Here is a 23,829-nt window from a genome sequence, read left to right as displayed (position 1 = left end):
CATGATCGCAGCGCCCCGTCTCTTTGGCAGCGCGAACGTCGGTGTCCGGCGTTCTCCGGCCATGCTCAGAACCGGTGCGTATACCCGGTCATCAACCCGAACTGGTTGGCCTTCTGCACGATCGGGCTGTCGGCGGCGTCGCCGAGCAGGCGGGTGCCTTCCACGGCGATGTACCAGTTGCCATTGCGACCAGCGCGATGGCTCCATTTCATGCCCAGCCCGGCGCTGACCAGGCCGGCCTTGGGCTTGTGCTGGGCGAACCCGGTGCGAGCGGCCTGGTCGGGGCTGACGCCGTACCAGGTCTGCATATAGCCGCGGTTGCCGTAGTCGGTGGAGACGCTGCCGCTGACCACGCCACCGGCCAGATCGAACAGCGGCATCTCCAGGTTCAGGTGGATCTGCTGGGTGGCAAGGCCGTTGTCGCCCTTGTCGTCGTCTTTCAGCGTGTACTGCCAGGAACCACTCAACACCGCCTCACCCAGCGTATAGCCAGCCGCCAGGCCGACCAGGGGCCGGGTATCGATATCGCCCATGCCACGCAGGAAGTCCGAGCCGCCGAGGATCGAGTTCTTCTCGCGTCGGCTGCCGCTGCCGCCGACGTAGGCACGCACGCGGGTGTGTTCGCCGATCGCCGTGCCCCAACCCGCACCGCTGGTACCCAGAAACCAGCCGCCCGGCGAAGTCACGTCGAACGACAGCGTCGGTGCGGCCTGGAATTCCTCGCTGCCGCTATAGCGCGGGGCAACGCCGCCACCGGCGGCCAGCTCGAAGGTCCATTGATCCTCCTTGGCATGCGCTGTGGACGTTGCGAACAAGGGCAGCAGGGCCAGGCCGAGCAGGGTGGGAAAACGGCGACGGTGGGACATGGCAACTCTCTACAGTGGGAGGAAATGCAGTGCGCGCGTCCGGCGCGTGCTGCTGGGTCGACAGCGTGGCGGGATGCCACCGACCAATCCGTCCGCAGTTGTGCGGGAGTTGTAAGCAACTGTAAGCGCGGCCCGTGGCGTTCAGCTGGCAGCCAGTGGCCAGTGCATTTCCAGGCGTGCACCGCCCAGGGTCGCGCGTCCCACGCGCAGCTCGCCGTGGTGACGAACCGCGATGCGCCCGGCGATGGCCAGGCCAAGACCAAAGCCGCCGGTGTCGCGGCTGCGGCTGTCATCCAGGCGGGTGAACGGGCGCAACACCTTCTCGCGATCGCCTTCGGCAATGCCGGGGCCATCGTCATCCACGCGCAGGCAGGCCTTGCCGGCCACGCTGACCAGTGACACCTCCAGACGGGTGCGTGCATAGCGCATCGCGTTGCCGACCAGGTTGCTCAGGGCCAGCTGCAGCAGGCGTGGCTCGGCATCCACGCGTGGCAGCGCGCTGGGCCAGACCTGCAGCACCAGGCCCGCGCGCTCGGCATCGCGCCGTGCGTCTTCCATGCAGGCCTGCAGCCAGTCGTTCGCCTCGATCCGCTGCATGGGCTCGGCGTCGTTGGGATGCTCCAGCCGCTCATAGGCCAGCAGTTCGCTGACCAACCGGTTGAGCTCGGCCAGATCACCATGCAGGCCGGCAGCGAGGTGTGCCCGCCGCGCCGGGTCGTTGCTGTCCTGCATCAGATCCAGGCCGAAGGCCAGGCGTGCGATCGGCGTGCGCAGCTCGTGGGAAATGGCATGGGTAAGATCGCGCTGCCGTTGCACCAGTTCGGCCACGCGCGCGGCCATGCGGTTGGAATGCTCGACGATGACCCGGATCTGCGAGCGTGGCGATACCTGCGCACGTGCCTGCAGGTCGCCGGCACCGATGCGATCGGCATGACCCCGCAGCGCTTCCAGGTCGCGCCACAGCAGGCGTACCCAGGCATACAGGCAGGCGCCGACCAGCAGCAGGATGCACAGGTAGGCGGCGGCGGTCATGTACAGGGTCATCTGCACCTCGCCGGGAAGGCGCAGCTGCAGCCAGCGTCCGTCAGTCCCCTCGATAGGCAGCAGCACCTGCTGGTTGCGCTCACGGACGATGAAGCCGTCCCCGCGCAGGGCACTGCGCTCTTCGTCATCGAGCACGGGCGGTGCATCCAGCAGTGACAGCGCAATGCCGTAATGCGGCTGCCACTGCAGCAGGCGCTGCTGTTGCTGCTGGCGGTCCAGGCCGGCCAGTCCGCTGCGCAGCGCATACACCTGTCCGCGCACCTGTTCGACGAAGACTCGTTCCTGCAGGGGCGTGTAGATGCGGTCCAGCAGGTGGTTGAGGCTGAACACCGACACCAGCAGGCAGCCGCCGGTGACGAACCACAACCACAGGAACAGGCGCTTCACGCCGACCAGGCCGAGGGATTGAACTGGTAACCGCGGCCCCACACGGTCTTGATCCGGCGCGGTTCACGCGCGTCATCGCCCAGCTTGCGGCGCAGCTTGCCGATGCAGACATCCACGCTGCGGTCCAGGCCATCGAAACCGATGCCGCGCGCCGCCTGCAGGATCTGGTCGCGCGAGAGGATCTGCCCGGGCTGGCTGGCCAGCAGCCAGAGGATCTCGAATTCGGTGGTGCCCAGCTCTACGGGCTGCCCATGCAGGTGGACCTCGCGCTGCACGCGATCGATCAGCAACTCGCCATGCATCAGCCTGCACGGCACCCCGGCAGGACCGCTGCCATGGCGACGGCGCAGCAGCGCGCGCAGGCGCGCCAGCAGCAGGCGCGGCTCGATCGGCTTGTGCACATAGTCATCGGCGCCGGACTCCAGGCCCAGCACCTGTTCGATATCGTCCTCGCACGCCGTCAGCATCAGGATCGGCACGTCGGAAAAACTGCGGATCTGCCGGCACACGTCGATGCCACCGAGGCCAGGCAGCATCAGGTCCAGCACCACCAGTTCCGGCGCGTGCTGGCGGCAGGCCGCGCTGGCCAGGTCGCCACGCGGCACGTGCTGCACGGCAAATCCATGTTCGCTCAGGTAGTCGCTGACCAGCTCGGCCAGGCGGCGGTCGTCCTCGACCAGCAGCACCTGGGTCGGGTTGCCGGCGGCGGGAGTCCACGGGGAGGGCTGCATCGGTAGGGCGTCCTTGTCCGGGGCAAAGGGCCCGGCGGCGAAGCCTAGCAATGGCCCATGACGACTGCCTGAATCCCGGGCAACCTGATAACCGCCGGTACTGGCGTCATCGCCAGGGGCTCTCAATGGCGGTCGATGGCTGGCCTATGGTGGGCGTTTCCCCGGATGGAGCCTGGCGCAATGAGCGATCCGCAGTGGCAACTGGAAACCCTGGCCGTGCACGGCGGCTACCGCCCCGACCCGACCACCCGCGCGGTGGCGGTGCCGATCTACCAGACCGTGGCCTACGCATTCGATGACACCCAGCACGGGGCGGACCTGTTCGACCTGAAGGTGCCGGGCAACATCTATACGCGCATCATGAACCCCACCACCGACGTGCTGGAGCAGCGCGTTGCGGCGCTGGAAGGGGGCATCGGCGCGTTGGCACTGGCTTCCGGGCAGGCCGCGATCACCTATGCGATCCAGACCATTGCCGAGGCCGGCGACAACATCGTCGCGGCCAGCGCGCTGTATGGCGGCAGCCTCAACCTGCTGGCGCACACGCTGCCGCAGTACGGCATCCAGGCGCGTTTCGCAGATCCGGCAGATCCGTCCGCGTTCGCCGCGCTGATCGATGAACGCACCAAGGCGGTGTTCGTCGAATCGATCGGCAACCCGCGCGGCAACGTCACCGACATCGCCGCCATCGCCGAGGTCGCGCATGCGGCCGGCGTGCCGTTGATCGTCGACAACACGGTGGCCACGCCATTCCTGCTGCGCCCATTCGAACATGGCGCCGACATCGTGGTGCACTCGCTCACCAAGTACCTCGGTGGCCACGGCACCAGTCTGGGCGGGGCGATCGTCGATTCCGGCCGCTTCGACTGGACGGCACAGCCGCAACGCTTCGCCCGCTTGAACCAGCCCGATCCGAGCTATCACGGCGTGGTCTATACCGAAGCGCTCGGCGCGGCGGCCTACATCGGCCGTGCGCGGGTAGTGCCGTTGCGCAATACCGGCGCAGCGTTGTCACCGTTCAACGCCTTCCTGATCCTGCAGGGCATCGAGACCCTGGCGCTGCGCATGGAGCGGATCAATGCCAATGCGCTGGCTGTGGCGCAGTACCTGCGCGCGCATCCGAAGGTGGCGTGGGTGCGTTATGCCGGGCTGGCCGACGACCCCGAACACGCGGCGGCGCAGCGTTATCTGGGCGGCCATGGCTCCGGTGTGCTGACCTTCGGCCTGCCGGGTGGGCGCGTTGCCGGCGCCCGCTTCCTCGATGCCCTGAAACTGTTCACCCGGCTGGTGAACCTGGGCGATGCCAAGTCACTGGCCACCCACCCGGCCTCGACCACCCATCGCCAGCTGGATGCGGCCGAACTGGCCAGGGCCGGGGTCAGCGAGGACACCGTGCGCCTGTCGATCGGCATCGAGCACATCGGCGATCTGCGCGCGGACCTGGAACAGGCATTGGCGGACGCCTGATACCCGCTGGCTTGGTCGTCATCGCCAGAGGCGATCACCACCACTGCAGGAAAGCGTTACGGTAGAGACGCTCTCCAAGGGCGTGGCGATATCATCCCCGGCCGATGCGGGTCGGCCGGGGATTTTTTTGGGGGCAGCCAACCCAGGTAGATCCACGCCGTGCGTGGACGCATTTTGATGCACTGTCGAAATACTCGATTCCGATGGAGATCCATCCACGCATGGCGTGGATCTACTGTGTCGACCAAGGTCGACACCTACCAACAGCGGCACCGAACGCCGTACCCGCAGCTCGCTGAAATCTGTCGAAGGCGGGGTGGGTCTGGTTGCGGGGGTGTCCGCGGCATGGATGCCGCGGCCAAGCCTCCAGGGATGGATTCACGGCGTCCCCCGCAACCGGACCCACCCCGCCATCCCACAGGAACCCCGCTTCTGCTTCGGCTGTGGCTGTTGAGGTTGCCGGCCAGCGGCCGGCACCACAGCGGGTGCCGGGCGCAGCCCGGCCGCACCCTCACACCACCGGGATGCTGTGCTGCCCAAGACTGCGGTACGGCGGGGTAGCCATCACCATTTCCGCCAGCGAGTAGGCCAGCTCGCGCTCGGCCATCACCGTGCCGTCGGCACCGTGTTCAAGCAGATGCTTCACTTCGGCATCGCTGTGCGCGCGCGCCAGCAGGGTCAGGTTGGGGTTGATCGCACGCAGCTTGGCCAAGGTCTCACCGGCTTCCAGCGGCTGCGGGATCGCCAGCACCGCGATCTTCGCGCGCTCGGGATGGGCTTCGGCCAGCACCTTGTCCGAGGCGGCGCTGCCGCGGATGCCGGGCAGGCCGGCGGCATGCGCCTCGGCCACGTGTTCCTTGTTGTCGTCGATGATCATCACCGGCACGCCACGGTCGCGCAGCACCTGCGCCAACGCACTGCCGACGCGGCCATAGCCGATGACGATGGCATGGTCGTGCAGGTCCAGCGACGGCCCCGGTGGCAGCTCGGTCTCCACCGCGGTGGGCGTGGTTTCCTGGTGCTTCAGCAGCCAGCGGTCGAGCAGGCCGAACACCAGCGGGTTGAGCATGATCGAGATCAGCGCGCCGGCCAGCACCAGCGCCTGGCCGGTCGGCGGCAGGATCTTCAGGGTCACGCCGAGGCCGGCAATGATGAAGGCGAACTCGCCGATCTGCGCCAGGCTGGCCGAGATCGTCAACGCGGTGCCGGTGGGGTGGCCGAACGCGCGCACGATGAAGAACGCCGCCGCCGATTTGCCGAACATGATGATGCCGGCGGTGGCCAGCACCTGCCACGGGTGCTCGATCAGGATGCCGGGATTGAACAGCATGCCCACCGAGACGAAGAACAGCACCGCGAACGCGTCGCGCAGCGGCAGGGAATCGCTGGCCGCCTTGTGGCTGAGTTCCGATTCATTGAGCAGCATGCCGGCGAAGAACGCGCCCAGCGCGAAGGACACACCGAACAGCATCGCCGAGCCGAACGCCACGCCCAGCGCGATCGCCAGCACCGACAGGGTGAACAGTTCGCGCGAGCCGGTACCGGCAATGCGCTCCAGGATCCACGGAATGACCCGGCGGCCGACCACCAGCATCACCGCCACGAACAGGCCCAGCTGCACGAACGTCCAGCCGATGCTGGCCAGCACGCTGCCGAGGGTGTGGTGTTCATTGGCCGCGTCGGGCCCGAACACACCGGCCATCACCGGCATCATCACCAGTGCCAGCACGCAGGCCAGGTCCTCGACGATCAGCCAACCGACCGCGATCTTGCCGCGCTGGGTTTCCAGCAGGCGGCGCTCTTCCATCGCGCGCAGCAGCACTACGGTACTGGCCGTGGCCAGCGCGAAACCGAACACCACGCCGTGGATGACCGGCCAGCCCATCAATGCCGCCAGGCCCCAGCCGAGCAGGGTAGCGACCAGGATCTGGCCGATGGCACCGGGAATGGCGATGGCCTTGACCGCCATCAGGTCCTTCAGCGAGAAGTGCAGGCCGACGCCGAACATCAGCAGCATCACGCCCAGCTCGGCCAGCTGGTTGGCCAGTGCCTGGTCGGCGACGAAGCCCGGCGTGAACGGCCCGACGCAGATGCCAGCAACCAGGTAACCGACCAGAGGAGACAAGCGGAGCTTGTTGGCCAGCGCGCCGAAGATGAAGGCGAGCCCGAGACCAACGGCAACGATGTTGATCAGGTCGGTGTCATGGTGCATCGGCTCTCGCAGAAATCAGGGGGATGCCCCGATTTTCACCTAATGAGCCAAATGCGGCAAACCTTTGGAGCAAATAGGGTCAGATCCCTTTTCCTGCAGGAAAAGGGATCTGACCCCGGATGAACCCGCCGGGCAGGGCCCGGCACGCCCGTTACCGCTTACCAGTTGTACTTGATCCGCCCGTACACATACGCGCCATTGAAGCCGAACGGCGAGTAGTTGCTGTACGGCAGCATGCCGAAGGTCGAGTTCTGCAGGTCCTCGGTGCGATCCGGGTACTCGTCCAGCAGGTTGTCGGCGCCCACCGTCAGCGTCCAGTTCGCACTCGGCTTGTAGCTGGCCGAGGCATCCAGCACCCACTTGTCGCCGTAGGTCTGGTCGCGCGCGGCGGTGGCCGAGTTGCGCACCGTGAACTCGCCGTAGCGGGTCGCCGCCAGGCCCAGTTCCCAGTGATCCGAACGCCAGGTGCCACTCAGGATCGTCTTGTCACGCGGATAACTGTCCTCGATGCGGCCGATCTCATCGCGGCCGATCAGCGACTGGGTCAGGCCCAGTGTGCCGAACACCGCCGGCGTGCCACCCACGCGCTGCACTTCGGTGTCGTTGTAGCTGTAGGCCGCGGTCAGTTCCAGGCTGCTGGCGCTGAACGGCACGGTGTAGCTGGACACGAAGTCGACGCCGCGGGTGCGGGTGTCCAGGCCGTTGGTGAAGTACGAGAACGCAGTCACCTGCGGCAGGCCGAGCGTGGTCAGCAGCGCGCTGCTGGCGGCATTGGTGCTGATGCTGGACGACAACGCGATGCGGTCGTCAATGTCGATCTGGTACGCGTCGACGGTGATGTACAGGCGATCCACCGGCTGCAGCACCAGGCCCAGGCTGTAGGAGGTGGAGGTCTCGGCCTTCAGCGGCGACGCGCCCAGTGCCTGTGCGGCCGGGCTGGTGGTCGGGAAGGTGCCGCGTTCAACGAACACGCCGTTGAGGAACTGGCTGGTCACCGCCTGGTAGCCCTGCTGGGCCAGCGACGGTGCGCGGAAACCGCTGGAGGCGGTGGCACGCAGCGCTACCTTGTCGGTGAAGGCATAGCGCGCCGACAGCTTGCCGGAGAAGCGGTCGCCGAAGTCCGAGTAATCCTCGTAACGACCAGTGACACCGGCGGAGAACTTCTCGCTCAGGTCCGCTTCCAGGCCCGCATAGACTGCGTAGTTGTGGCGGTCGGTATGCACTTCGTTGGTCGGGGTGAAGCCGCCGAAGCCCTGCGCACCGGTGCCGGTGTAGGAATTCAGCTCGCCCGGGTTCTGGTCCCACTTCTCGCGGCGGTACTCACCGCCGAAGGACAGCGTGACCGGATAGGCCAGGCCCCAGTCCAGCGACTTGGTCAGATCGGCGTTGAAGATGTCCTGCTGGTACTTCAGCGTGCCGTCGTAGAACGAACGCGGGCTGGTCGCGCCCAGGCTGTAGTTGATGCTGTTGCGGGTGTGGAAATCCAGGGTGTTCTCGCCGTGGTTCAGGCTCAGGTCCCAGGTCCAGCCGTTGTCGGTGTTGCCTTTGACCCCGGCCACCAGCGAGCGGTCCTTGGAATACTGGTTGATCTCCGGCACGAAGCCGTCGGGGTAGGTCTGCGCCAGCAGCGCGGTCTGTCCGTTGTGGTTGCGCGAACGGTAGAACGCGAACGAGGTGATGTCGCGGTTGCTGAGCAGCGCGCTCGCATAGCCGGTCACGTGGTCGCTGAAATCAAAGCTGGCATTGGCCGACGCCGCAGTGGCGTCCACGCGCGGGTCGCCGACGATGAAGGTGGTCTGGCCCACGGACGGGTAGTTGACGGTGTTCGGCGTGGTGCCGCGATAGGGGCCGGCGCGGTCGCTCTCGTCCTGCTGGCTGATCTGGCCGGCCACGTGCACGCGGCCACGGCCGTTGCCGAATTCCACGCCGGTATCGCCGGACAGCTGGTACTTGTTGCCGTCGCCGGCCGAATACTGGCCGTAGTCGACGGCCAGGCTGCCACCGCTGCCGCTGCCCTTGAGCACGATGTTGATGACGCCGGCGATGGCATCCGAACCGTACTGAGCCGAGGCGCCGTCACGCAGCACCTCGACGCGCTCGATGGCGGCGATCGGAATCGCGTTGATGTCCACCGCCGACGAACCGCGGCCGATGCTACCGTTGACGTTGATCATCGCCGAGGTGTGGCGGCGCTTGCCATTGACCAGCACCAGCACCTGGTCCGGCGACAGGCCGCGCAGCTGTGCCGGGCGCACACCGCTGGTGCCGTCGGTCAGCGCGGGGCGCGGGAAGTTCAGCGACGGCAGCGCGCGGGACAGCGCGGTGGCCAGCTCACCGGTACCGGTGGACTGCAGGATCTCGGGGGTGATGATGTCGATCGGCGACTGCGATTCGGCGACCGTGCGGTCGGCCACGCGGGTGCCGGTGACGATCACCGTATCCAGGGTGTTGGCGGCGGTGCCGGCCTGCTGGGCGGCGGCAACGAACGGAGAACCACCGAGTGCGACAGCGACGGCGGCGGCGATCAGGCTGGTCTTGCGGGTCATCGGGAGGGGGCTCCGGTTGGCGGGATGGCACCGGAATCGACATCACGGGGGTGAGGCGGACGACGGTTGTTGCGGTGCGCAATACAGGAATTAACGGGATATTCAGTGCCTGTCAAATGCCGGTCATCAGAAAAAACGTTGCAGCAGCAACCATTTAGCTGCGACAGGCGGTGACGGGGGAGGGGCCCGGGAGGCGCGCGGACAGGACGTGGGAGAGAGGAACGTCGGCCGTCGCGCATCCCGGGGCGCGTCAAGTATTCGTTAACGTTAGAATTGCGTCGCAGGAACAGTGCTTACCAGCACATTCCATTCGGTTATATGGACGCCTCCCCCCATGATTTCGCTTCGTAATTTCGCCTTGCGCCGCGGCGAGCGGCTGCTGTTGTCCAATGTCGACCTGACCCTGCATGCCGGTTACCGGGTAGGCGTGGTCGGCCGCAACGGTGCTGGCAAGTCCAGCCTGTTCGCGGCGGTGAAGGGCGAACTGGAGGCCGACAAGGGTGACGTCGACCTGCCGGGCAAGATCCGCATCGCCAGCGTTGCCCAGGAAACCCCGTCCCTGCCGGACCCGGCGCTGAGCTTCGTGCTGGGCGGTGACATCGAAGTGGCTGCGGTGCTGGCTGCCGAAGCCGACGCCACCGCCCGCGAAGACTGGGAAGCGGTGGCCGAGGCGCATACGCGCATGGCCGAGCTGAACGCCTACGACGCCGAAGCGCGTGCCGGCAAGCTGCTGCATGGCCTGGGCTTCCCGGCCGAAACGCACCACCGCGCGGTGTCCTCGTTCTCCGGCGGCTGGCGCGTGCGCCTGAACCTGGCCCGCGCGCTGATGATGCCCAGCGACCTGCTGCTGCTCGACGAACCGACCAACCACCTGGATCTGGACGCGGTGTACTGGCTGGAACAGTGGCTGCTGAAGTACCCCGGCACCCTGCTGCTCATCTCGCATGACCGCGAGTTCCTCGACAACGTGGCCACCCACACCCTGCACCTGCACGGTGGTGGCGCCAAGCTTTACCCGGGCGGTTACACCGACTTCGAGCGCCAGCGTGCCGAACAGCTGCGCCAGCAGCAGATCGCGCATGAGAAGGAACAGGCCGAGCGCGCCCACCTGCAGAGCTTCATCGACCGCTTCAAGGCCCAGGCCAGCAAGGCCGCACAGGCACAGAGCCGGATGAAGCGCCTGGCCAAGCTGGCCGGTACCGAGGCGGTGCGCGCCGAGCGCGAGTTCCGCATCGAGTTCGCACCGCCGGCCAAGCTGCCGTTCTCGCTGATCCGCCTGAACCACGTCGAGGCCGGCTACGGCAGCGATTCGGTGATCCTGCACAACGTCGGCTTCGGCCTGGAAGCGGGCCAGCGCATCGGCCTGCTGGGCCCCAACGGCGCCGGTAAAACAACGCTGGTGAAGACTCTGGTGGGCGAACTGGCGCCGATCGCCGGCGAGCGCGCCGCGCACCCGGACCTGCGCATCGGCTACTTCGCCCAGCACACGGTCGAGTCGCTGCATGAAGGCCAGTCGCCGATGGAGCACTTCCGCGACCTGGCCCCGGATGCACCGAACCAGTCGTTCCGCGATTTCCTCGGCAAGTGGAATTTCCCGGGCGACCGTGCCTTTGAACCGGTGGATGGTTTCTCCGGTGGCGAGCGTGCACGCCTGGCGCTGGCGTTGATCGCCTGGCAGCAGCCGAACGTGCTGTTGCTGGACGAACCGACCAACCACCTTGACCTGGAAATGCGCGAAGCCCTGGCCGAAGCCCTGGCCGATTTCGACGGCGCGATCGTGATGGTTTCGCATGACCGCCACCTGATCGGCCTGGTCTGTGACACCTTCTGGCGTGTGGCCGACGGCGTGGTCGAACCCTTCGATGGTGACCTCGATGCCTACGCCGCCTGGCTGCGCACGCGCCCGCAGGCGCAGGGCACCAAGGCACGCATGGAGCAGGTGGAGGAACCGGTGGTGGTCACGACCGCACCGGTCGCGCAGGTGGTGCAGAAGAAGCCGGTCAACCCGCACAAGCTGGCCAGCGCTGAAGCCAAGGTCGCCGAGCTGGAAGGTGTGCTGGCCGAACTGGACCGGCAGCTTGCCGACTCGAGCAACTATGCCGATGCCACGCGCATGGCCGTGCTCGGCCGCGACCGCGAAGCCGCCGCCGCACAGCTGGAAAAGGCCGAAGCGGCCTGGATGGAACTGCTGGAGTCCTGATTCCATCGGTAGCGCCGGGCCATGCCCGGCGGCTTCTCCCGACCGCCGCGCTCGCCGGGCATGGCCCGGCGCTACCCGCGGCGCGCGTGTTTCATCCCTGCGCCTGCAGCCATTCGCGGAACCGCTTGGCCGGTTCCCGTTCGGCACGCGAGCGCAGACGGGTCAGCCAGTAGCGACCCAGCTCCAGCGTGGTGGCAAACGGCTGCAGCAGCCGGCCCTCGGCCAGGTCCGCTTCGAACATGCGCAGCGGCAGCAGGGCAACGCCTGCGCCACCGGCCGCAGCTACCGCCAGCGTCAAGGACGAATCGAACACCGGTCCGCGTGCTTCCACGCCGTTGGCCCCGGCCATCTGCAGCCAGCGTGGCCATTCGTCGCTGCGGTACGAACGCAGCAGCGGCAAGGCCGCCAGGTCGCGCGGATGCTTCAGCCGCCGCGCCAGTGCCGGCGCGCACAACGGCGCGAACGGCGCGTCCAGGATCGCCGTGCAGGCCTGTCCCTGCCAGTCGCCATCGCCGAAACGGATCGCCAGGTCCAGGCCTTCACCGGCCAGGTCGATGCGGTTGTTGTGGGTCTGCAGCCGCAGTTCGATATCCGGGTGGGCCGCATCGAACGCGGCCAGCCGCGGCAGCAGCCAGCCGGTGGCGAAGGTGCCGACCACGCCGATCGTCAGCACTTCCCGCGCCGGGCCACCGGTGTAGCGGGCGATGCTGGCTGAAATGCGCTCGAAGGATTCATTGAGCACCGGGTACAGGGCTGCGCCTTCCTCGGTCAACGCCACGCCGCGGGGCAGGCGGTGGAACAGGCGGATACCCAGCCGGTCCTCCAGTCCGCGTATCTGGTGGCTCAACGCCGCCTGGCTGACGCAGAGTTCCAGGGCGGCCCGGGTGAAATTCTGGTGCCGGGCAGCCGCTTCGAAGGCGCGCAACGCATTCAGCGAAAGGGTGGGGTGCAGCATGGGGACGTGTGAGGCAGGATGATGGCTGATGGTAGCGCCTTGCCATGGGCGTTGGATAAATAAAGGGTTTAATGCGCCATGCATGAATTAATTTCATGGCTGACGCTGAAAAAACGCGCTGGTCGCCTTTGCCCACCCTTTCAATAATCGGGACAGCTTCCACGAGGATTCCGCATGCTTGCCCGTCGTCGATTCCTGCAGTTCAGTAGTGCCGCAGTCGCCTCCACCCTTGCGTTGCCGCTGCTGGCCCGGGCTGCCGCACCCGCCACCGTGCCCGCCACACCGGTCGATGCCGCCATCGCCGCCGCCGCCGACTTCGCCGCACTGGAAAAGGCGTGCCGCGGTCGACTCGGCGTAACCCTGCTCGACAGCGCCGGTGGTCGCCGCCTCGGCCATCGCCAGGACGAACGCTTCCCGCTGTGCAGCACCTTCAAGAGCGTGCTGGCCGCCACGGTGCTCAAGCAGGCCGAGCGCGATCCGGCACTGCTGGACCGGCGCCTGCCGGTGCGGACCCAGGACCTCCTGGAGCACGCGCCGGTCACCCGCCGCCACGTCGGCAAGGACCTGACCGTGCGTGACCTGTGCCGGGCCACGTTGATCACCAGCGACAACACCGCCGCCAACCTGTTGTTCGCAGCGATCGGCGGGCCGCCGGCGGTGACCGCGTTCCTGCGCGCAACCGGCGACACGATCACCCGCAGCGATCGCCTGGAGCCGGAACTGAACAGCTTCGCCATTGATGATCCCCGCGACACCACTACGCCGGCGGCCATTGCATCGACGCTGCAGCGTCTGGTGCTGGGCAATGCACTCAGGCCTGCCTCACGCCAGCAGCTGGCCGACTGGCTGATCGACAACGAAACCGGCGATGCCTGCCTTCGTGCGGGCCTGGGCAAGCGCTGGCGGGTGGGCGACAAGACCGGCAGCAATGGCGAAGACGCCCGCAACGACATCGCCGTGTTGTGGCCGGTGCAGGGCGGTTCGCCCTGGGTCCTGACCGCCTATCTGCAGGCGGGCACGATCAGCTTCGAACAGCGCGCGGCGGTACTTGCGCAGGTCGGGCGGATCGCCGATGGGCTGATCCGCTGAAGGGCGCGCTGCCGAAAGGAGAGGACATTTTCAGCCGTGTCCGGCTTGCCCGATCCGGATCGAACCCGCATCCTGCGCGCGTTCGATCCACACGGAAGTCCCCCCGATGAGCCATGAACTGGTCTACCTGCTGCTGATCTTCGCGCTGCTGGTCATCCCGCGCGCGCTGCAGCGGTTCAGCCTGCCGGCGCCGCTGACCTGCCTGCTGTTCGGCATCATCGGCATGCTCTGGCTGGGCGACCAGGCGCACGACGCGGTCATCGCGCTGCTGGCCACGCTGGGCATCTCCTCACTGTTCCTGTTCGCCGGCCTGGAAGTTGACCTGCAGGCCCTGCGGCGCGGCATGTGGCCGCTGCTGGCGCATCTGCTGATCCGCAGTGCGACCCTGTTCGGCGTCGGCTGGCTGGCCTGGCGTTACGCCGGCCTGCCATGGCAGGCGGCCGGGTTGCTGGCACTTGCGCTGCTGACCCCCTCCACCGGTTTCATCATGGATTCGCTGTCGCGGCTGGGGCTGAGCGAGGACGAGCGGTTCTGGGTCACCAGCAAGGCCATCGCCGGCGAACTGCTGGCCCTGGCGGCGTTGTTCATCGTGCTGCAGGCTGGCGATCCCGGGCACATGGCGCTGTCCAGCCTGGCCCTGCTGGCGATGATGATCGGCCTGCCGCTGCTGTTCATCGCGCTCGGTCGCTGGGTCGCGCCGCATGCGCCGGGCTCGGAATTCTCGCTGCTGGTGATGGTGGGCATGGTGGCGGCGTACATCACCTACCTGCTGGGCGTGTACTACCTGGTCGGCGCCTTCATTGCCGGCCTGGTCGCGCGCCTGCTGCACCAGCGCATGCCGCTGCTGGCCTCGCACGAAAACCTGCATGCGCTGCGTCTGTTCGCCTCGTTCTTCGTGCCGTTCTACTTCTTCAACGCCGGCACCAAGGTGCCCAGCGAAGCGCTGAGCTGGGAGGCACTGGGGCTGGGCATCGTCATCACCCTGGTGGTGCTGCCGCTGCGCATCGCAGTGGTCTGGCTGCAGCGCCGCGTGATGTTCGGCGAGAGCTTCCGCAGCAGCCTGCGCGTGTCGCTGGCGCTGGCACCGACGCTGATCTTCACCCTGGTGCTGGCCGCGATCATGCGCGATCGCTTCCAGATTCCCGCGGTGCTGTTCGGCGCGTTGCTGCTGTATGCCGCCTTGACCACGCTGCTGCCTTCGCTGGTGTTCCGCACGCCGTTCGATGTCGACCCGGTCGAGCAGGAGCCGGCAGGGCAGGGCGAAGATGCGCCGGTGGCAGCGACGGACGTGGTTGCCGTCGATCCGCCGTCAGCCGCTGCATCGCGTTGAGGCTGCGCAGGGCATCAGCAGGCTTGCGTTGTGGACGCGCGGCACGTGACACTGCGCGCCCCGCGATGTGCCGGTTCCGGTACGTTGGATATCCCAGGAGCTGCAGGCGTGACCCAGGACGTGAACCTCGATCGTAAACTGCTGCCAGGCCGGATCCTGCTTTGGTTCTCTGCCTTCGCATTGCTGATCCTGTTCGGATACAGCTGGTCGATGCCACCGGTCGATGCCTCGGGATTCCGACAGACGCAGACTGCGCTGTCGATCGACTGGATGGTGCGCGGTGGCCCGTGGCTTGACTACCTGACACCGGTGCTCGGTGCGCCGTGGTCGATTCCCTTCGAATTCCCGCTCTATCAGTGGCTGGCCGCGGTGCTGTCCAGCGCCACCGGCATCAGCGCGGACAACAGTGGCCGGCTGGTTTCCACCGTATTCCACGTCGGCTGCATCTGGATGGTCTACCGCATCAGCCTGGTGGTTCGTCCGGATCGCGTGCTGGCGCTGTGCCTTGCCGGCGCCTTCGCCGTATCGCCGCTGGCCCAGTTCTGGGGCCGCTCGGTGATGATCGAATCGACGGCGGTATTCTTCGGCCTGCTGTTCGTCTGGGCCATGGCACGTCTGCATGTGCAGCCGAGGGCGTGGGTGGGGCTGGTGGCCATCGTCGCTGCGATGCTGGGCGCACTTGTCAAGATCACCACATTCTTCGGCTTCGCTGCCTTCACCGTGCTGGCCGTTGCCTGGATGGTGTTGCGCGAGCACGGCTGGCGCCCTCACTGGCTGGCCACACACTGGAAGCTGCTGGCCGGGGGCGCGCTGGCGGCCCTGGCCGCTCTGCTGGCCATCGTCCTTTGGCTGCAGCATGCCGACGCGCTCAAGGCCCAGTCCGCACTGGGCGTGCAGGTGACCTCCGAAGGGCTGGCCGGATTCAACTACGGCACCCTCCAGCAGCGCCTGGACCCTGCGACGTGGTGGGGCACGATCTTCAAGAAGCGCTTCTCGGGGCCAGTGGGCTCCAACTGGGTGTTCCTGATCTTCCTCATCGCGGGGCTGTCGATCCGGCAGATCCGCGCACCGGTGGTCGTACTGCTGCTGGCCTACCTGATGCCGATGGCGGTGTTTACCAACCTGCAGGTGGTGCACCCGTACTATCAGTTCGCCCAGCTCGTGTTTGCCACGTCCATCGTCGGCCTGGTGCTGTGGTGGGTGATCCAGCGCGGCGAAGCGGCCGGCAAGCCGGGTCGAGGTGTGGCTCTGGCGATCTTCCTGTGCCTGCTGTCGGTGGGGTTTGGGCTGGTGAAGTCGCTGAAGGACATGAAGGAGGCACGCGAGCCGACCACGATCTCGCAGATCGCTGACTTGATCCGGTCCGATACGCCCGAGCAGGGCGTGGTGATGGCCTTCGGCGACGACTGGTCTTCGGCGCTGCCATATCGGTCAGGCCGTCGCGCGGTGATGATTCCCGATTGGGCATCGGATGCGGCGCTGGAAGCACTCGCCGGCAATGATGACGCTTTGGGCGGGCTGCCGCTGGTGGCACTGGTCAATTGCCCCAATGGCCTGGGCAGCACCCCGCAGCGCGCGCAATGGCAGGCTGCGATCGTGCAGCGCTATTCGCAGGGCGCGCAGATGCAGGAAATCGGTGACTGCAAGGTCTGGCTGCGCCACTGATCTGCCCGTCATGGTCGGCCGGCACGGTTTGCGCCTGCCGGCCATGGCCGTTAGGGTTGGGGCATGAAACCGATCGCCGCTGTTGCTTCCGCCTTCGCCCTGCTCGGCCTCGCCGCCTGCTCGCAGCCATCGCATACGGTCAACCACGATCTGTCGACCGCGCCGGCCGACGCCTTCATGGCCGCGGTCGCTGCCCATTGTGGCCAGGCGTACGAGGGCAAGGTGGTGGAAGACACGCCGGCCCCCACCGGCAAAGACCCCTTCGCCGGGCAGAAGCTGGTGATGCACGTGCGGGGCTGCGCCGACCCGGGCCATGAGCTGCGCATCCCGTTCCACGTCGGCGATGACCATTCGCGCACCTGGGTGTTGACCCGCACCGAGCACGGGCTGCGCCTGAAGCACGACCATCGCCACGCCGATGGCAGTCCCGATGCGATCACCCTGTACGGCGGCGACAGCAAGCCGCCGGGCACCGCCGAACGCCAGCAGTTCCCCGCCGATGGCGAGTCGGTGGCGATGTTCCGCCGTGCCGGCATGCTGGCTTCAACCCACAACACCTGGGCGATGGAGATCGAGCCGGACCAGCGTTTCGTCTATGAGCTGACGCGCCCGGAAGAGCGCCGTTTCCGGGTCGAGTTCGATCTCAGCAAGCCGGTCGCGCTACCGCCGGCGCCCTGGGGCGACCAGGCTTCGCCGGCACCCTGATTGCGGGGTCGGATCCCATGCCCACGGCAAGGGCTCTGACCCCTGGCATGCTGCCGCGGACAGCCCGGTAGCGCCGGGCCATGCCCGGCGGCTTTCAAGCGGAGACCCTGCCGCTGCGCTCGCCGGGCATGGCCCGGCGCTACCCCTCAACGCGTGCCGAAGCGCGCCCGGCAGCCGTTGCTGACCCACACGTTGCCGCGCGAGTAGCCCCAGGTCCGGCCTTCCTGGCAGGCGCTGCCGGACAGCTGCTGCTGCAGCACAGGCCGGCCTTGGCGTTCATCCCAGTTGCAGCTCTGCTGGCGGTTGTTGTTGCTGCTGCAGGTCACGGTGTAGTTGTTGTTGCCACCACCCCAGCCGCCGCCATTGCCCCCACCATTGCCGCCGCCCCAGCCACCGCGGGCCTCGGCGAACTCGGCGCGGCAGCCGCGGTTGACCCAGATCGCGCCGTTGCGCACGCCCCAGTTCTGGCCTTCCACGCACTGCGTGCCGGAGATCTGCCGGACCACGCGTGCGTTGCGCCAGCCCACCGGGCAGCTGCGTTCGCGGTTGTCCTGGCTTTCGCAGCGCACGGTGCCGCTGTTGCCGTTGCCGTTGCCACCACCCCAACCGCCGCCGTTGCCGCCACCCCAGCCGCCTCGGCCCTGGGTGAATTCGGCGCGGCAGCCGTTGTTGACCCAGATGCTGCCATTGCGGGTGCCCCAGGTTCGGCCTTCCACACAGGCCGAGCCGGACAGCTGGCGGACCAGCCGGGCATCGCGCCAGCCAGTGTTGCAGACGCGTTCGCGGTTGTTCTGGCTCTCGCAGCGGACCACCCCGTCCTGCGCGGCGGCAGGGGCAGAGTGCAGGGCGAGCGCGGTAAAGGTGCCAAGGATCACGGCCAGGCTGGCCAGGGACTGCGGTTTCATGGCGACATCCCCATACGGGAGTAGGTGCGCGACTATAAGGACGGGGGCGATCAAGCCCGCGTGACCGTCCGCATTTGCCCCGGCCGGGGCGTCGGCCGCAGAATAAGAGGCTTTCCGGCCTCCATCAGGCGCCGGCGTTCTCCAGCGGAGCTTTCCCCCCATGCGTACCCACTTCTGCGGCCTGGTCGATGAGACCTTGATTGGCCAGACTGTCACCCTCGCCGGCTGGACCGACGTGGCCCGTAACCAGGGCGGCGTCTGCTTCATCGATCTCCGCGATCATGAAGGCATCGTGCAGGTGACGGTGGAGCTCGACAACGCCGAAGTGTTCGCCGTGGCCGCCTCGCTGGGCTATGAGGACGTGCTGCAGGTGGAAGGCGTGGTACGTGCCCGCCACGCGGTCAACGACAAGCTGCGCACGGGCAAAGTGGAAGTGATCGCCACCGCCATCACCGTGCTGAACAAGGCCGCGCCGCTGCCGTTCCACGCCCACGAGAACCCGGGCGAAGAAACCCGCCTGAAGTACCGCTACCTGGACCTGCGCCGTCCGGAGATGCAGCGCATGCAGCGCACCCGCATCAAGCTGGTGCAGGCCCTGCGCCGCCACCTGGACGAGAAGGGCTTCCAGGACATCGAAACGCCGATCCTGACCAAGGCCACTCCGGAAGGCGCACGCGACTTCCTGGTGCCGGCGCGCATGCACCCGGGCGAGTTCTATGCCCTGCCGCAGAGCCCGCAGCTGTTCAAGCAGATCCTGATGGTGGCCGGCTTCGACCGCTACTACCAGATCGCGCGCTGCTTCCGCGATGAGGCCCTGCGTGCCGACCGCCAGCTGGAATTCACCCAGCTGGACATGGAGTTCGCCTTCGTCCGCGAGCGCGACGTGCAGGACTTCGTCGAAGACATGATCCGCGCCATCTTCAAGGAAGTGGTCGACGTCGAACTGGATGCCAGCTTCCCGCGCATGACCTGGGCCGAGGCGATGCGTCGCTATGGTTCGGACAAGCCTGACCTGCGCATCGCGCTGGAACTGGTGGACGTGGCCGAGCTGGTCAAGACCAGCGAATTCCCGGTGTTCACCGCTGCTGCCAATGATGCCGATGGCCGCGTCGCCGCCCTGCGCATCCCCGGTGGTGCCAGCCTGTCGCGCAAGCAGATCGACGAGTACGCCGCGCACGCCGCCAAGTACGGTGCGAAGGGCCTGGCCTACATCAAGGTGGGCGAGAACGGTGAAATCAGCTCGCCGATCCAGAAGTTCTTCAGTGAAGAGGACTTCGCCGCCCTGGTCGCCCATGTCGGCGCCGGCAACGGCGACATCGTGTTCTTCGGTGCCGGCGGCTACAACAAGGTGTCCGACTTCATGGGCGCGCTGCGCCTGAAGGCCGGCAAGGACTTCGGTCTGGTCGCCGACAGCTGGGCGCCGCTGTGGGTCACCGACTTCCCGATGTTCGAATGGGACGAGGAAGCGCAGCGCTACGTCGCCCTGCATCACCCCTTCACCGCGCCGGCCGTGGACGACATCGCCGACCTGCGCGCGCACGCCAAGACCGCCGTTTCGCGCGGCTACGACATGGTGCTCAACGGCAATGAAATCGGCGGCGGTTCGATCCGTATCCACCGCCCCGACATGCAGAGCGCGGTGTTCGAACTGCTCGGCATCGGTGCCGAAGAAGCCCGCGCCAAGTTCGGCTTCCTGCTCGACGCGCTGAACTACGGCGCGCCGCCGCACGGTGGCATCGCCTTCGGCATCGACCGCATCGCCGCGCTGATGGCCGGCACCGAGTCGATCCGCGACGTCATCCCGTTCCCGAAGACCACCGGTGCGCAGGATCTGATGACCGACGCGCCGTCGCCGATCGTCGACGAGCAGCTGGCCGAAGTGCACATCCAGGTTCGCCCCAAGAAAAACTGATCAGGAGATCCAGGCAATGACCGAGTTTGCGTTTTCGCTGGAGTGGGAAAAGCTGGGCAATGAAGGCTCCGAGGCCAACCTGGTCACCGAGCGTGCACGTGTCTTCGGTGGTTGGCTGGTCCGTGTCGGTACCAACCCGTCGGCCATGGCCCTGACCTTCGTCGCCGACGGCGAAGGCCGCTGGGACGGTGAAGACTTCGGCGTCGAGGATTACGAAGACGACGAAGAGGAAGAGTACGACGAGGACGAGGAAGGCGAAGAAGAGGAAGACGGCGAGGAAGAAGAGGACGACGAGGAATACGAAGAAGAGGAAGAGGAAGAAGACGACAAGGAACCGGCGGAGCGGGCTTGACCCGAACCGTGGTCCTGACGTCAACTCGACCCATGTATTCGATCCGCCGCGCCACTGTGGACGACGCGCCGACCCTGTCGGCGCTGGCCGCACGCACGTTCACCGAAACCTTCGGCCATCTGTATCCGCCGCAGGACCTGCAGGACTTCATCGACGAGGCCTACACGGTCGAGCGTCAGCGCACGATCCTGGCCCACCCCGATTACGCGGTGTGGCTGCTGGAGCTGGACGGGGAGGCGGTCGGCCATGCCGCCGCCGGACCCTGTGGGTTGCCGCATCCGGACGTGAAGCCCGGTGACGGCGAGCTCAAGCGCCTGTACCTGATCAAGACGCAGCAGAGCTGCGGCTGGGGCAGCCGCCTGCTGGAAACCGCGCTGGCCTGGCTGGAGCACGACGGCCCGCGCACGCTGTGGCTGGGCGTGTGGTCGGAAAACTTCGGCGCGCAGCGCTTCTATGCCCGGTATGGTTTTGAAAAGGCCGGCGAGTACCTGTTCCCGGTGGGCGATACCAACGATCTTGAGTTCATCCTGCGCCGTTTGCCGCATCCGGCCTGAAACCGTTCACCGCCGCTTGCCCCTGGCATGTGTTCAATCACCGTAGTTCCGCCCCGCTGACCGCCAGGCTGTTGCACATGACTCCCCCCGTTCTGTTGTTGCATGGCATCTGGAATGCCCGTGCCTGGGTCGGGCCGCTGGCCTGGCGCCTGCGCGCGCGCGGCTTCCAGGTCCATACCTTTGGCTACTCGTCCGTATTTGGCGGTCCCGATGTGGCCGTGCCGCAGTTGCTGGAGCGGCTGGCAGATGCAGGCCCGCTGTCGCTGGTCGGGCACAGCCTGGGTGGCCTGCTGGCGCTGGAAGCCCTGCGCCGGCAGCCGCAGTTGCCCGTGCAGCGCGTGGTCTGCCTGGGCTCGCCACTGCGGGGCAGTGGTACTGCGCGCTCGTTGTCCGAACATGGTTGGGGCCTGGCCCTGGGCCGCAGCAGCGAGCTGCTGCTGGACGGGCTGCCGGACTGGCAGGGCAAGGCCGCCGTCGGCCTGATCGCCGGCTCGGTGCCGCATGGGCTGGGCAGTCTGCTCGGGGCGCTGGATGACGATTCCGACGGTACCGTGGCGCTGGCCGAGACCCGCCTGCCGGGCCTGGCCGACCACTGCGTGGTGCGCACCAGCCACAGCGGCCTGGTGGTGTCGCCCGATGCCGCGCGGCAGACCGCGCATTTCCTCCGCCATGGCCAGTTCGACCATGGCCGGGACGCCGCTGCCGCGTAAGGCGGTTCGCCGGGTATGGCCCGGCGCTACCGCCCTGCCTTTGTGGGTGCGAACCGTTGGTTCGCACGCTCTCGCCGGGCCATGCCCGGCGAGCGCAGCGGCATCCATCCGCCCTCGACACGGTCAGCGGGCCCGATCAGGTAGAATCCGCGGCCTTATCCATCAACGCACGTACGGAAAGACCCATGGGTAGAGGCCCCTCCATCGAGAACCGCAAAAACGCGTCTGACGCGAAGCGCGGCAAGATTTTCACCAAGATCATCCGTGAGATCGGCGTGGCCGCCCGCGGCGGTGGAGGCGACCCCAACAACAACCCGCGCCTGCGTGTAGCCGTGGACAAGGCGCTGACCGCGAACATGTCCAAGGACGTGATCGAGCGCGCCATCAAGAAGGCCACCGGCGAGTTGGAAGGCGTCGAGTACGAAGAGATCCGCTACGAGGGCTACGCGCCCGGTGGCGTGGCCGTCATCGTCGATTGCCTGACCGACAACCGCGTGCGCACCGTGGCCGATGTCCGCCATGCGTTCAGCAAGTGCGGCGGCAACATGGGCACCGAAGGCTCGGTCAGCTTCATGTTCAAGCGCGTGGGCGTGCTGCACTACGGCGCCGGCGCCGATGAGGACGCCATCTCCGAAGCGGCCATCGAGGCCGGTGCCGATGACATCGTGGTCTACCCGGAGGATGGCGCGATCGACGTGCTCACCGCCGCGGACAGCTTCCACGCAGTCAAGGATGCGATGCAGGCGGCTGGCCGCACGCCGGATCATGCCGAGCTGACCTTCCGTGCCGACAACGACATCAAGGTCGAGGGCGACACCGTCCTGCAGGTCAAGAAGCTGCTGGACATGCTGGAAGACCTCGACGACGTGCAGGACGTGTACTCCAACGCCGATCTCGGCGCGGACGCCTACGCCTGAACGGACGCTGCGCCGGTCGCCTTTGGCGGCCGGTGAGCGGACAATGCGGACCATGATGACCCCAGACGTTTCCAGCCATCACCGCCGCATGCGTCCTTCCCGGATCAGCGGCCTGCGCGCGTGTGCCGCATGACCCGCATTCTCGGCATCGACCCGGGTTCACAACGGACCGGGGTCGGCATCATCGATGTCGATGCCAGCGGCCGGGTCAGCCACGTGCATCACCAGCCGCTGGTGCTGCTCGGTGCCGATGACTTCCCGCAGCGCATGAAGCTGCTGGTGCTGGGCCTGGCAGAGCTGTGCCTGGAGTTCCAGCCGCAGGAAGTGGCCATCGAAAAGGTGTTCATGGCGCGCAACCCCGATTCGGCGCTGAAGCTGGGCCAGGCCCGTGGCGCGGCGATTTCGGCGGTGGTGCTGCGCGACCTGCCGGTGCACGAGTACGCCGCCAGCGAGATCAAACTGGCGGTGGTCGGTCGTGGCGGCGCCGAAAAGCAACAGGTTCAACACATGGTCGGGCTCATGCTCAACCTGAAAACCAAGCTGCAGGCCGACGCGGCCGACGCGTTGGCCGTGGCCATCACCCATGCCCACGTAAGGGCAACGGCCAACCGCCTGGGGCTGACTGCCCGCCAGGCGTGGGGCCGCAAATGAGGAGCTGCACGCAATGATCGGTCGACTGCGCGGAATCGTCGCCTACAAGGCGCCGCCGTGGCTGGTGGTGGACGTCAACGGGGTGGGCTACGAGCTGGAGGCGCCGATGAGCACCTTCTACGACCTGCCCGAGCTGGGCCGTGAGGTCACGCTGTACACCCATTATTCGCAGAAGGAAGACAGCGTCTCGCTGTACGGCTTCCTGCGCGAAGGCGAGCGCCGCCTGTTCCGCGACGTGCAGAAGGTCAGCGGCATCGGCGCGAAGATCGCGCTGGCTGTGCTGTCCGGGGTCACCGTCGAAGAATTCGCCCGCATGGTCCAGGCCGGCGACATCACCGCGCTGACCCGCATCCCCGGCATCGGCAAGAAGACCGCCGAGCGCATGGTGCTGGAACTGCGTGACCGCGCGGCGCAGTTCGGTGCCGGTGGCGCACTGCCGACCGGCAGTGGCCCGGCCCCGGCCGATCCGCTGTCCGATGCCACCGTGGCGCTGCAGCAGCTGGGCTACAAGCCCACCGAGGCGGCGCGGATGGCGCGCGAGGCCTTCAACGAGGGCGACGAAGTGGCCATGGTCATCCGCAAGGCCCTGCAATCGGCGCTGCGCTGAGCCGCTCCGTTTCCTTCCCCATTA

The 23,829-nt window shown here is 67.1% G+C and carries 20 protein-coding genes; 13 read left to right on the top strand and 7 right to left on the bottom strand.

Annotation, left to right across the window (positions count from 1 at the left end; translation table 11 throughout):
• Positions 1–65 precede the first annotated feature (65 nt).
• The 3 genes from J2X70_RS19590 to J2X70_RS19580 form a co-directional block, all read right to left on the bottom strand.
• Positions 66–866, bottom strand: a complete 801-nt coding sequence (locus J2X70_RS19590; protein ID WP_025874695.1) for a MipA/OmpV family protein — start codon at positions 864–866, stop codon at positions 66–68.
• Between the two features lie 141 nt (positions 867–1,007).
• Positions 1,008–2,297 (bottom strand): ATP-binding protein, encoded by a 1,290-nt coding sequence (locus J2X70_RS19585; protein ID WP_309911779.1) that lies wholly within the window; start codon positions 2,295–2,297, stop codon positions 1,008–1,010.
• Positions 2,294–3,028, bottom strand: coding sequence for a response regulator transcription factor (locus tag J2X70_RS19580; protein WP_025874693.1), 735 nt, complete (start codon positions 3,026–3,028; stop codon positions 2,294–2,296). Before J2X70_RS19580 ends, J2X70_RS19585 begins: the two co-directional genes overlap by 4 nt.
• A gap of 180 nt (positions 3,029–3,208) precedes the next feature.
• Between J2X70_RS19580 and J2X70_RS19575 the strand changes: the two genes are divergently transcribed.
• Complete coding sequence (locus J2X70_RS19575) at positions 3,209–4,495, top strand: aminotransferase class V-fold PLP-dependent enzyme (protein WP_025874692.1); 1,287 nt, start codon at positions 3,209–3,211, stop codon at positions 4,493–4,495.
• Positions 4,496–5,006: 511 nt separating this feature from the next.
• On the opposite strand, the gene ybaL is transcribed toward J2X70_RS19575, so the two are convergent.
• Both ybaL and J2X70_RS19565 read right to left on the bottom strand, forming a co-directional pair.
• On the bottom strand, positions 5,007–6,707 hold the full coding sequence (ybaL, locus tag J2X70_RS19570; protein WP_025874691.1) for a YbaL family putative K(+) efflux transporter: 1,701 nt from the start codon (positions 6,705–6,707) through the stop codon (positions 5,007–5,009).
• A 158-nt stretch (positions 6,708–6,865) separates the two neighbouring features.
• Positions 6,866–9,253 carry a TonB-dependent receptor gene (locus J2X70_RS19565; RefSeq protein ID WP_025874690.1) on the bottom strand — a complete coding sequence of 796 codons (2,388 nt, stop codon included), beginning with the start codon at positions 9,251–9,253 and terminating at the stop codon, positions 6,866–6,868.
• A gap of 334 nt (positions 9,254–9,587) precedes the next feature.
• Here J2X70_RS19565 and J2X70_RS19560 point away from each other — a divergent pair, with 334 nt between their 5' ends.
• Positions 9,588–11,453, top strand: coding sequence for an ABC-F family ATP-binding cassette domain-containing protein (locus tag J2X70_RS19560; protein WP_025874689.1), 1,866 nt, complete (start codon positions 9,588–9,590; stop codon positions 11,451–11,453).
• A 91-nt stretch (positions 11,454–11,544) separates the two neighbouring features.
• Here J2X70_RS19560 and ampR read toward each other — a convergent pair whose 3' ends face one another.
• Positions 11,545–12,408 (bottom strand): LysR family transcriptional regulator AmpR, encoded by an 864-nt coding sequence (gene ampR, locus J2X70_RS19555; RefSeq protein WP_025874688.1) that lies wholly within the window; start codon positions 12,406–12,408, stop codon positions 11,545–11,547.
• A gap of 174 nt (positions 12,409–12,582) precedes the next feature.
• Here ampR and blaL2 point away from each other — a divergent pair, with 174 nt between their 5' ends.
• The 4 genes from blaL2 (at position 12,583) to J2X70_RS19535 (ending at position 17,197) form a co-directional block, all read left to right on the top strand.
• The gene (gene blaL2 / locus J2X70_RS19550; protein WP_279208374.1) at positions 12,583–13,497 is read left to right on the top strand and encodes a L2 family extended-spectrum class A beta-lactamase; all 915 of its coding nucleotides are present in this window, start codon (positions 12,583–12,585) and stop codon (positions 13,495–13,497) included.
• Positions 13,498–13,603: 106 nt separating this feature from the next.
• The gene (locus tag J2X70_RS19545) at positions 13,604–14,827 is read left to right on the top strand and encodes a cation:proton antiporter (protein WP_154880981.1); all 1,224 of its coding nucleotides are present in this window, start codon (positions 13,604–13,606) and stop codon (positions 14,825–14,827) included.
• Positions 14,828–14,935: 108 nt separating this feature from the next.
• Complete coding sequence (locus tag J2X70_RS19540; protein ID WP_025874685.1) at positions 14,936–16,492, top strand: glycosyltransferase family 39 protein; 1,557 nt, start codon at positions 14,936–14,938, stop codon at positions 16,490–16,492.
• 63 nt (positions 16,493–16,555) lie between these two features.
• Positions 16,556–17,197: a hypothetical protein gene (locus J2X70_RS19535; protein WP_309911771.1), complete on the top strand. Its 642-nt coding sequence runs from the start codon at positions 16,556–16,558 to the stop codon at positions 17,195–17,197.
• 146 nt (positions 17,198–17,343) lie between these two features.
• Here J2X70_RS19535 and J2X70_RS19530 read toward each other — a convergent pair whose 3' ends face one another.
• The gene (locus J2X70_RS19530) at positions 17,344–18,102 is read right to left on the bottom strand and encodes a DUF3011 domain-containing protein (protein ID WP_309911770.1); all 759 of its coding nucleotides are present in this window, start codon (positions 18,100–18,102) and stop codon (positions 17,344–17,346) included.
• A 160-nt stretch (positions 18,103–18,262) separates the two neighbouring features.
• On the opposite strand from J2X70_RS19530, the gene aspS reads away from it, so the two are divergent.
• The 7 genes from aspS to ruvA all read left to right on the top strand — a co-directional run bounded on the left by aspS (position 18,263) and on the right by ruvA (position 23,805).
• On the top strand, positions 18,263–20,014 hold the full coding sequence (gene aspS, locus J2X70_RS19525) for an aspartate--tRNA ligase (RefSeq protein ID WP_309911768.1): 1,752 nt from the start codon (positions 18,263–18,265) through the stop codon (positions 20,012–20,014).
• A gap of 16 nt (positions 20,015–20,030) precedes the next feature.
• Positions 20,031–20,366: a hypothetical protein gene (locus tag J2X70_RS19520; protein WP_025874681.1), complete on the top strand. Its 336-nt coding sequence runs from the start codon at positions 20,031–20,033 to the stop codon at positions 20,364–20,366.
• A gap of 32 nt (positions 20,367–20,398) precedes the next feature.
• Entirely contained in the window at positions 20,399–20,920 is a 522-nt protein-coding gene (locus J2X70_RS19515) for a GNAT family N-acetyltransferase (RefSeq protein ID WP_032975141.1), read from the top strand.
• 77 nt (positions 20,921–20,997) lie between these two features.
• Positions 20,998–21,630 carry an alpha/beta fold hydrolase gene (locus tag J2X70_RS19510; protein WP_025874679.1) on the top strand — a complete coding sequence of 211 codons (633 nt, stop codon included), beginning with the start codon at positions 20,998–21,000 and terminating at the stop codon, positions 21,628–21,630.
• A gap of 185 nt (positions 21,631–21,815) precedes the next feature.
• Complete coding sequence (locus J2X70_RS19505; protein ID WP_032975140.1) at positions 21,816–22,547, top strand: YebC/PmpR family DNA-binding transcriptional regulator; 732 nt, start codon at positions 21,816–21,818, stop codon at positions 22,545–22,547.
• Positions 22,548–22,676: 129 nt separating this feature from the next.
• Positions 22,677–23,198, top strand: a complete 522-nt coding sequence (gene ruvC, locus J2X70_RS19500; protein WP_025874677.1) for a crossover junction endodeoxyribonuclease RuvC — start codon at positions 22,677–22,679, stop codon at positions 23,196–23,198.
• Between the two features lie 13 nt (positions 23,199–23,211).
• The gene (gene ruvA, locus J2X70_RS19495) at positions 23,212–23,805 is read left to right on the top strand and encodes a Holliday junction branch migration protein RuvA (RefSeq protein ID WP_032975138.1); all 594 of its coding nucleotides are present in this window, start codon (positions 23,212–23,214) and stop codon (positions 23,803–23,805) included.
• Positions 23,806–23,829: the final 24 nt, after the last annotated feature.

Origin of the sequence: Stenotrophomonas sp. 1337, from assembly GCF_031455455.1 — a bacterium.
Lineage (GTDB): Bacteria > Pseudomonadota > Gammaproteobacteria > Xanthomonadales > Xanthomonadaceae > Stenotrophomonas > Stenotrophomonas indicatrix.
Note: the sequence above shows the minus strand (reverse complement) of the source record. Positions and strands in the feature narration are given on the sequence as shown.

Bases quoted from the DNA above. Each gene is read 5' to 3' on its own strand.
- J2X70_RS19590 (WP_025874695.1), bottom strand. From the start codon at position 866: ATGTCCCACCGTCGCCGTTTTCCCACCCTGCTCGGCCTGGCCCTGCTG.
- J2X70_RS19580 (WP_025874693.1), bottom strand. From the start codon at position 3,028: ATGCAGCCCTCCCCGTGGACTCCCGCCGCCGGCAACCCGACCCAGGTG.
- J2X70_RS19575 (WP_025874692.1), top strand. From the start codon at position 3,209: ATGAGCGATCCGCAGTGGCAACTGGAAACCCTGGCCGTGCACGGCGGC.
- ybaL (WP_025874691.1), bottom strand. From the start codon at position 6,707: ATGCACCATGACACCGACCTGATCAACATCGTTGCCGTTGGTCTCGGG.
- J2X70_RS19565 (WP_025874690.1), bottom strand. From the start codon at position 9,253: ATGACCCGCAAGACCAGCCTGATCGCCGCCGCCGTCGCTGTCGCACTC.
- J2X70_RS19560 (WP_025874689.1), top strand. From the start codon at position 9,588: ATGATTTCGCTTCGTAATTTCGCCTTGCGCCGCGGCGAGCGGCTGCTG.
- ampR (WP_025874688.1), bottom strand. From the start codon at position 12,408: ATGCTGCACCCCACCCTTTCGCTGAATGCGTTGCGCGCCTTCGAAGCG.
- blaL2 (WP_279208374.1), top strand. From the start codon at position 12,583: ATGCTTGCCCGTCGTCGATTCCTGCAGTTCAGTAGTGCCGCAGTCGCC.
- J2X70_RS19545 (WP_154880981.1), top strand. From the start codon at position 13,604: ATGAGCCATGAACTGGTCTACCTGCTGCTGATCTTCGCGCTGCTGGTC.
- J2X70_RS19535 (WP_309911771.1), top strand. From the start codon at position 16,556: ATGAAACCGATCGCCGCTGTTGCTTCCGCCTTCGCCCTGCTCGGCCTC.
- J2X70_RS19530 (WP_309911770.1), bottom strand. From the start codon at position 18,102: ATGAAACCGCAGTCCCTGGCCAGCCTGGCCGTGATCCTTGGCACCTTT.
- aspS (WP_309911768.1), top strand. From the start codon at position 18,263: ATGCGTACCCACTTCTGCGGCCTGGTCGATGAGACCTTGATTGGCCAG.
- J2X70_RS19520 (WP_025874681.1), top strand. From the start codon at position 20,031: ATGACCGAGTTTGCGTTTTCGCTGGAGTGGGAAAAGCTGGGCAATGAA.
- J2X70_RS19515 (WP_032975141.1), top strand. From the start codon at position 20,399: ATGTATTCGATCCGCCGCGCCACTGTGGACGACGCGCCGACCCTGTCG.
- J2X70_RS19510 (WP_025874679.1), top strand. From the start codon at position 20,998: ATGACTCCCCCCGTTCTGTTGTTGCATGGCATCTGGAATGCCCGTGCC.
- J2X70_RS19505 (WP_032975140.1), top strand. From the start codon at position 21,816: ATGGGTAGAGGCCCCTCCATCGAGAACCGCAAAAACGCGTCTGACGCG.
- ruvC (WP_025874677.1), top strand. From the start codon at position 22,677: ATGACCCGCATTCTCGGCATCGACCCGGGTTCACAACGGACCGGGGTC.
- ruvA (WP_032975138.1), top strand. From the start codon at position 23,212: ATGATCGGTCGACTGCGCGGAATCGTCGCCTACAAGGCGCCGCCGTGG.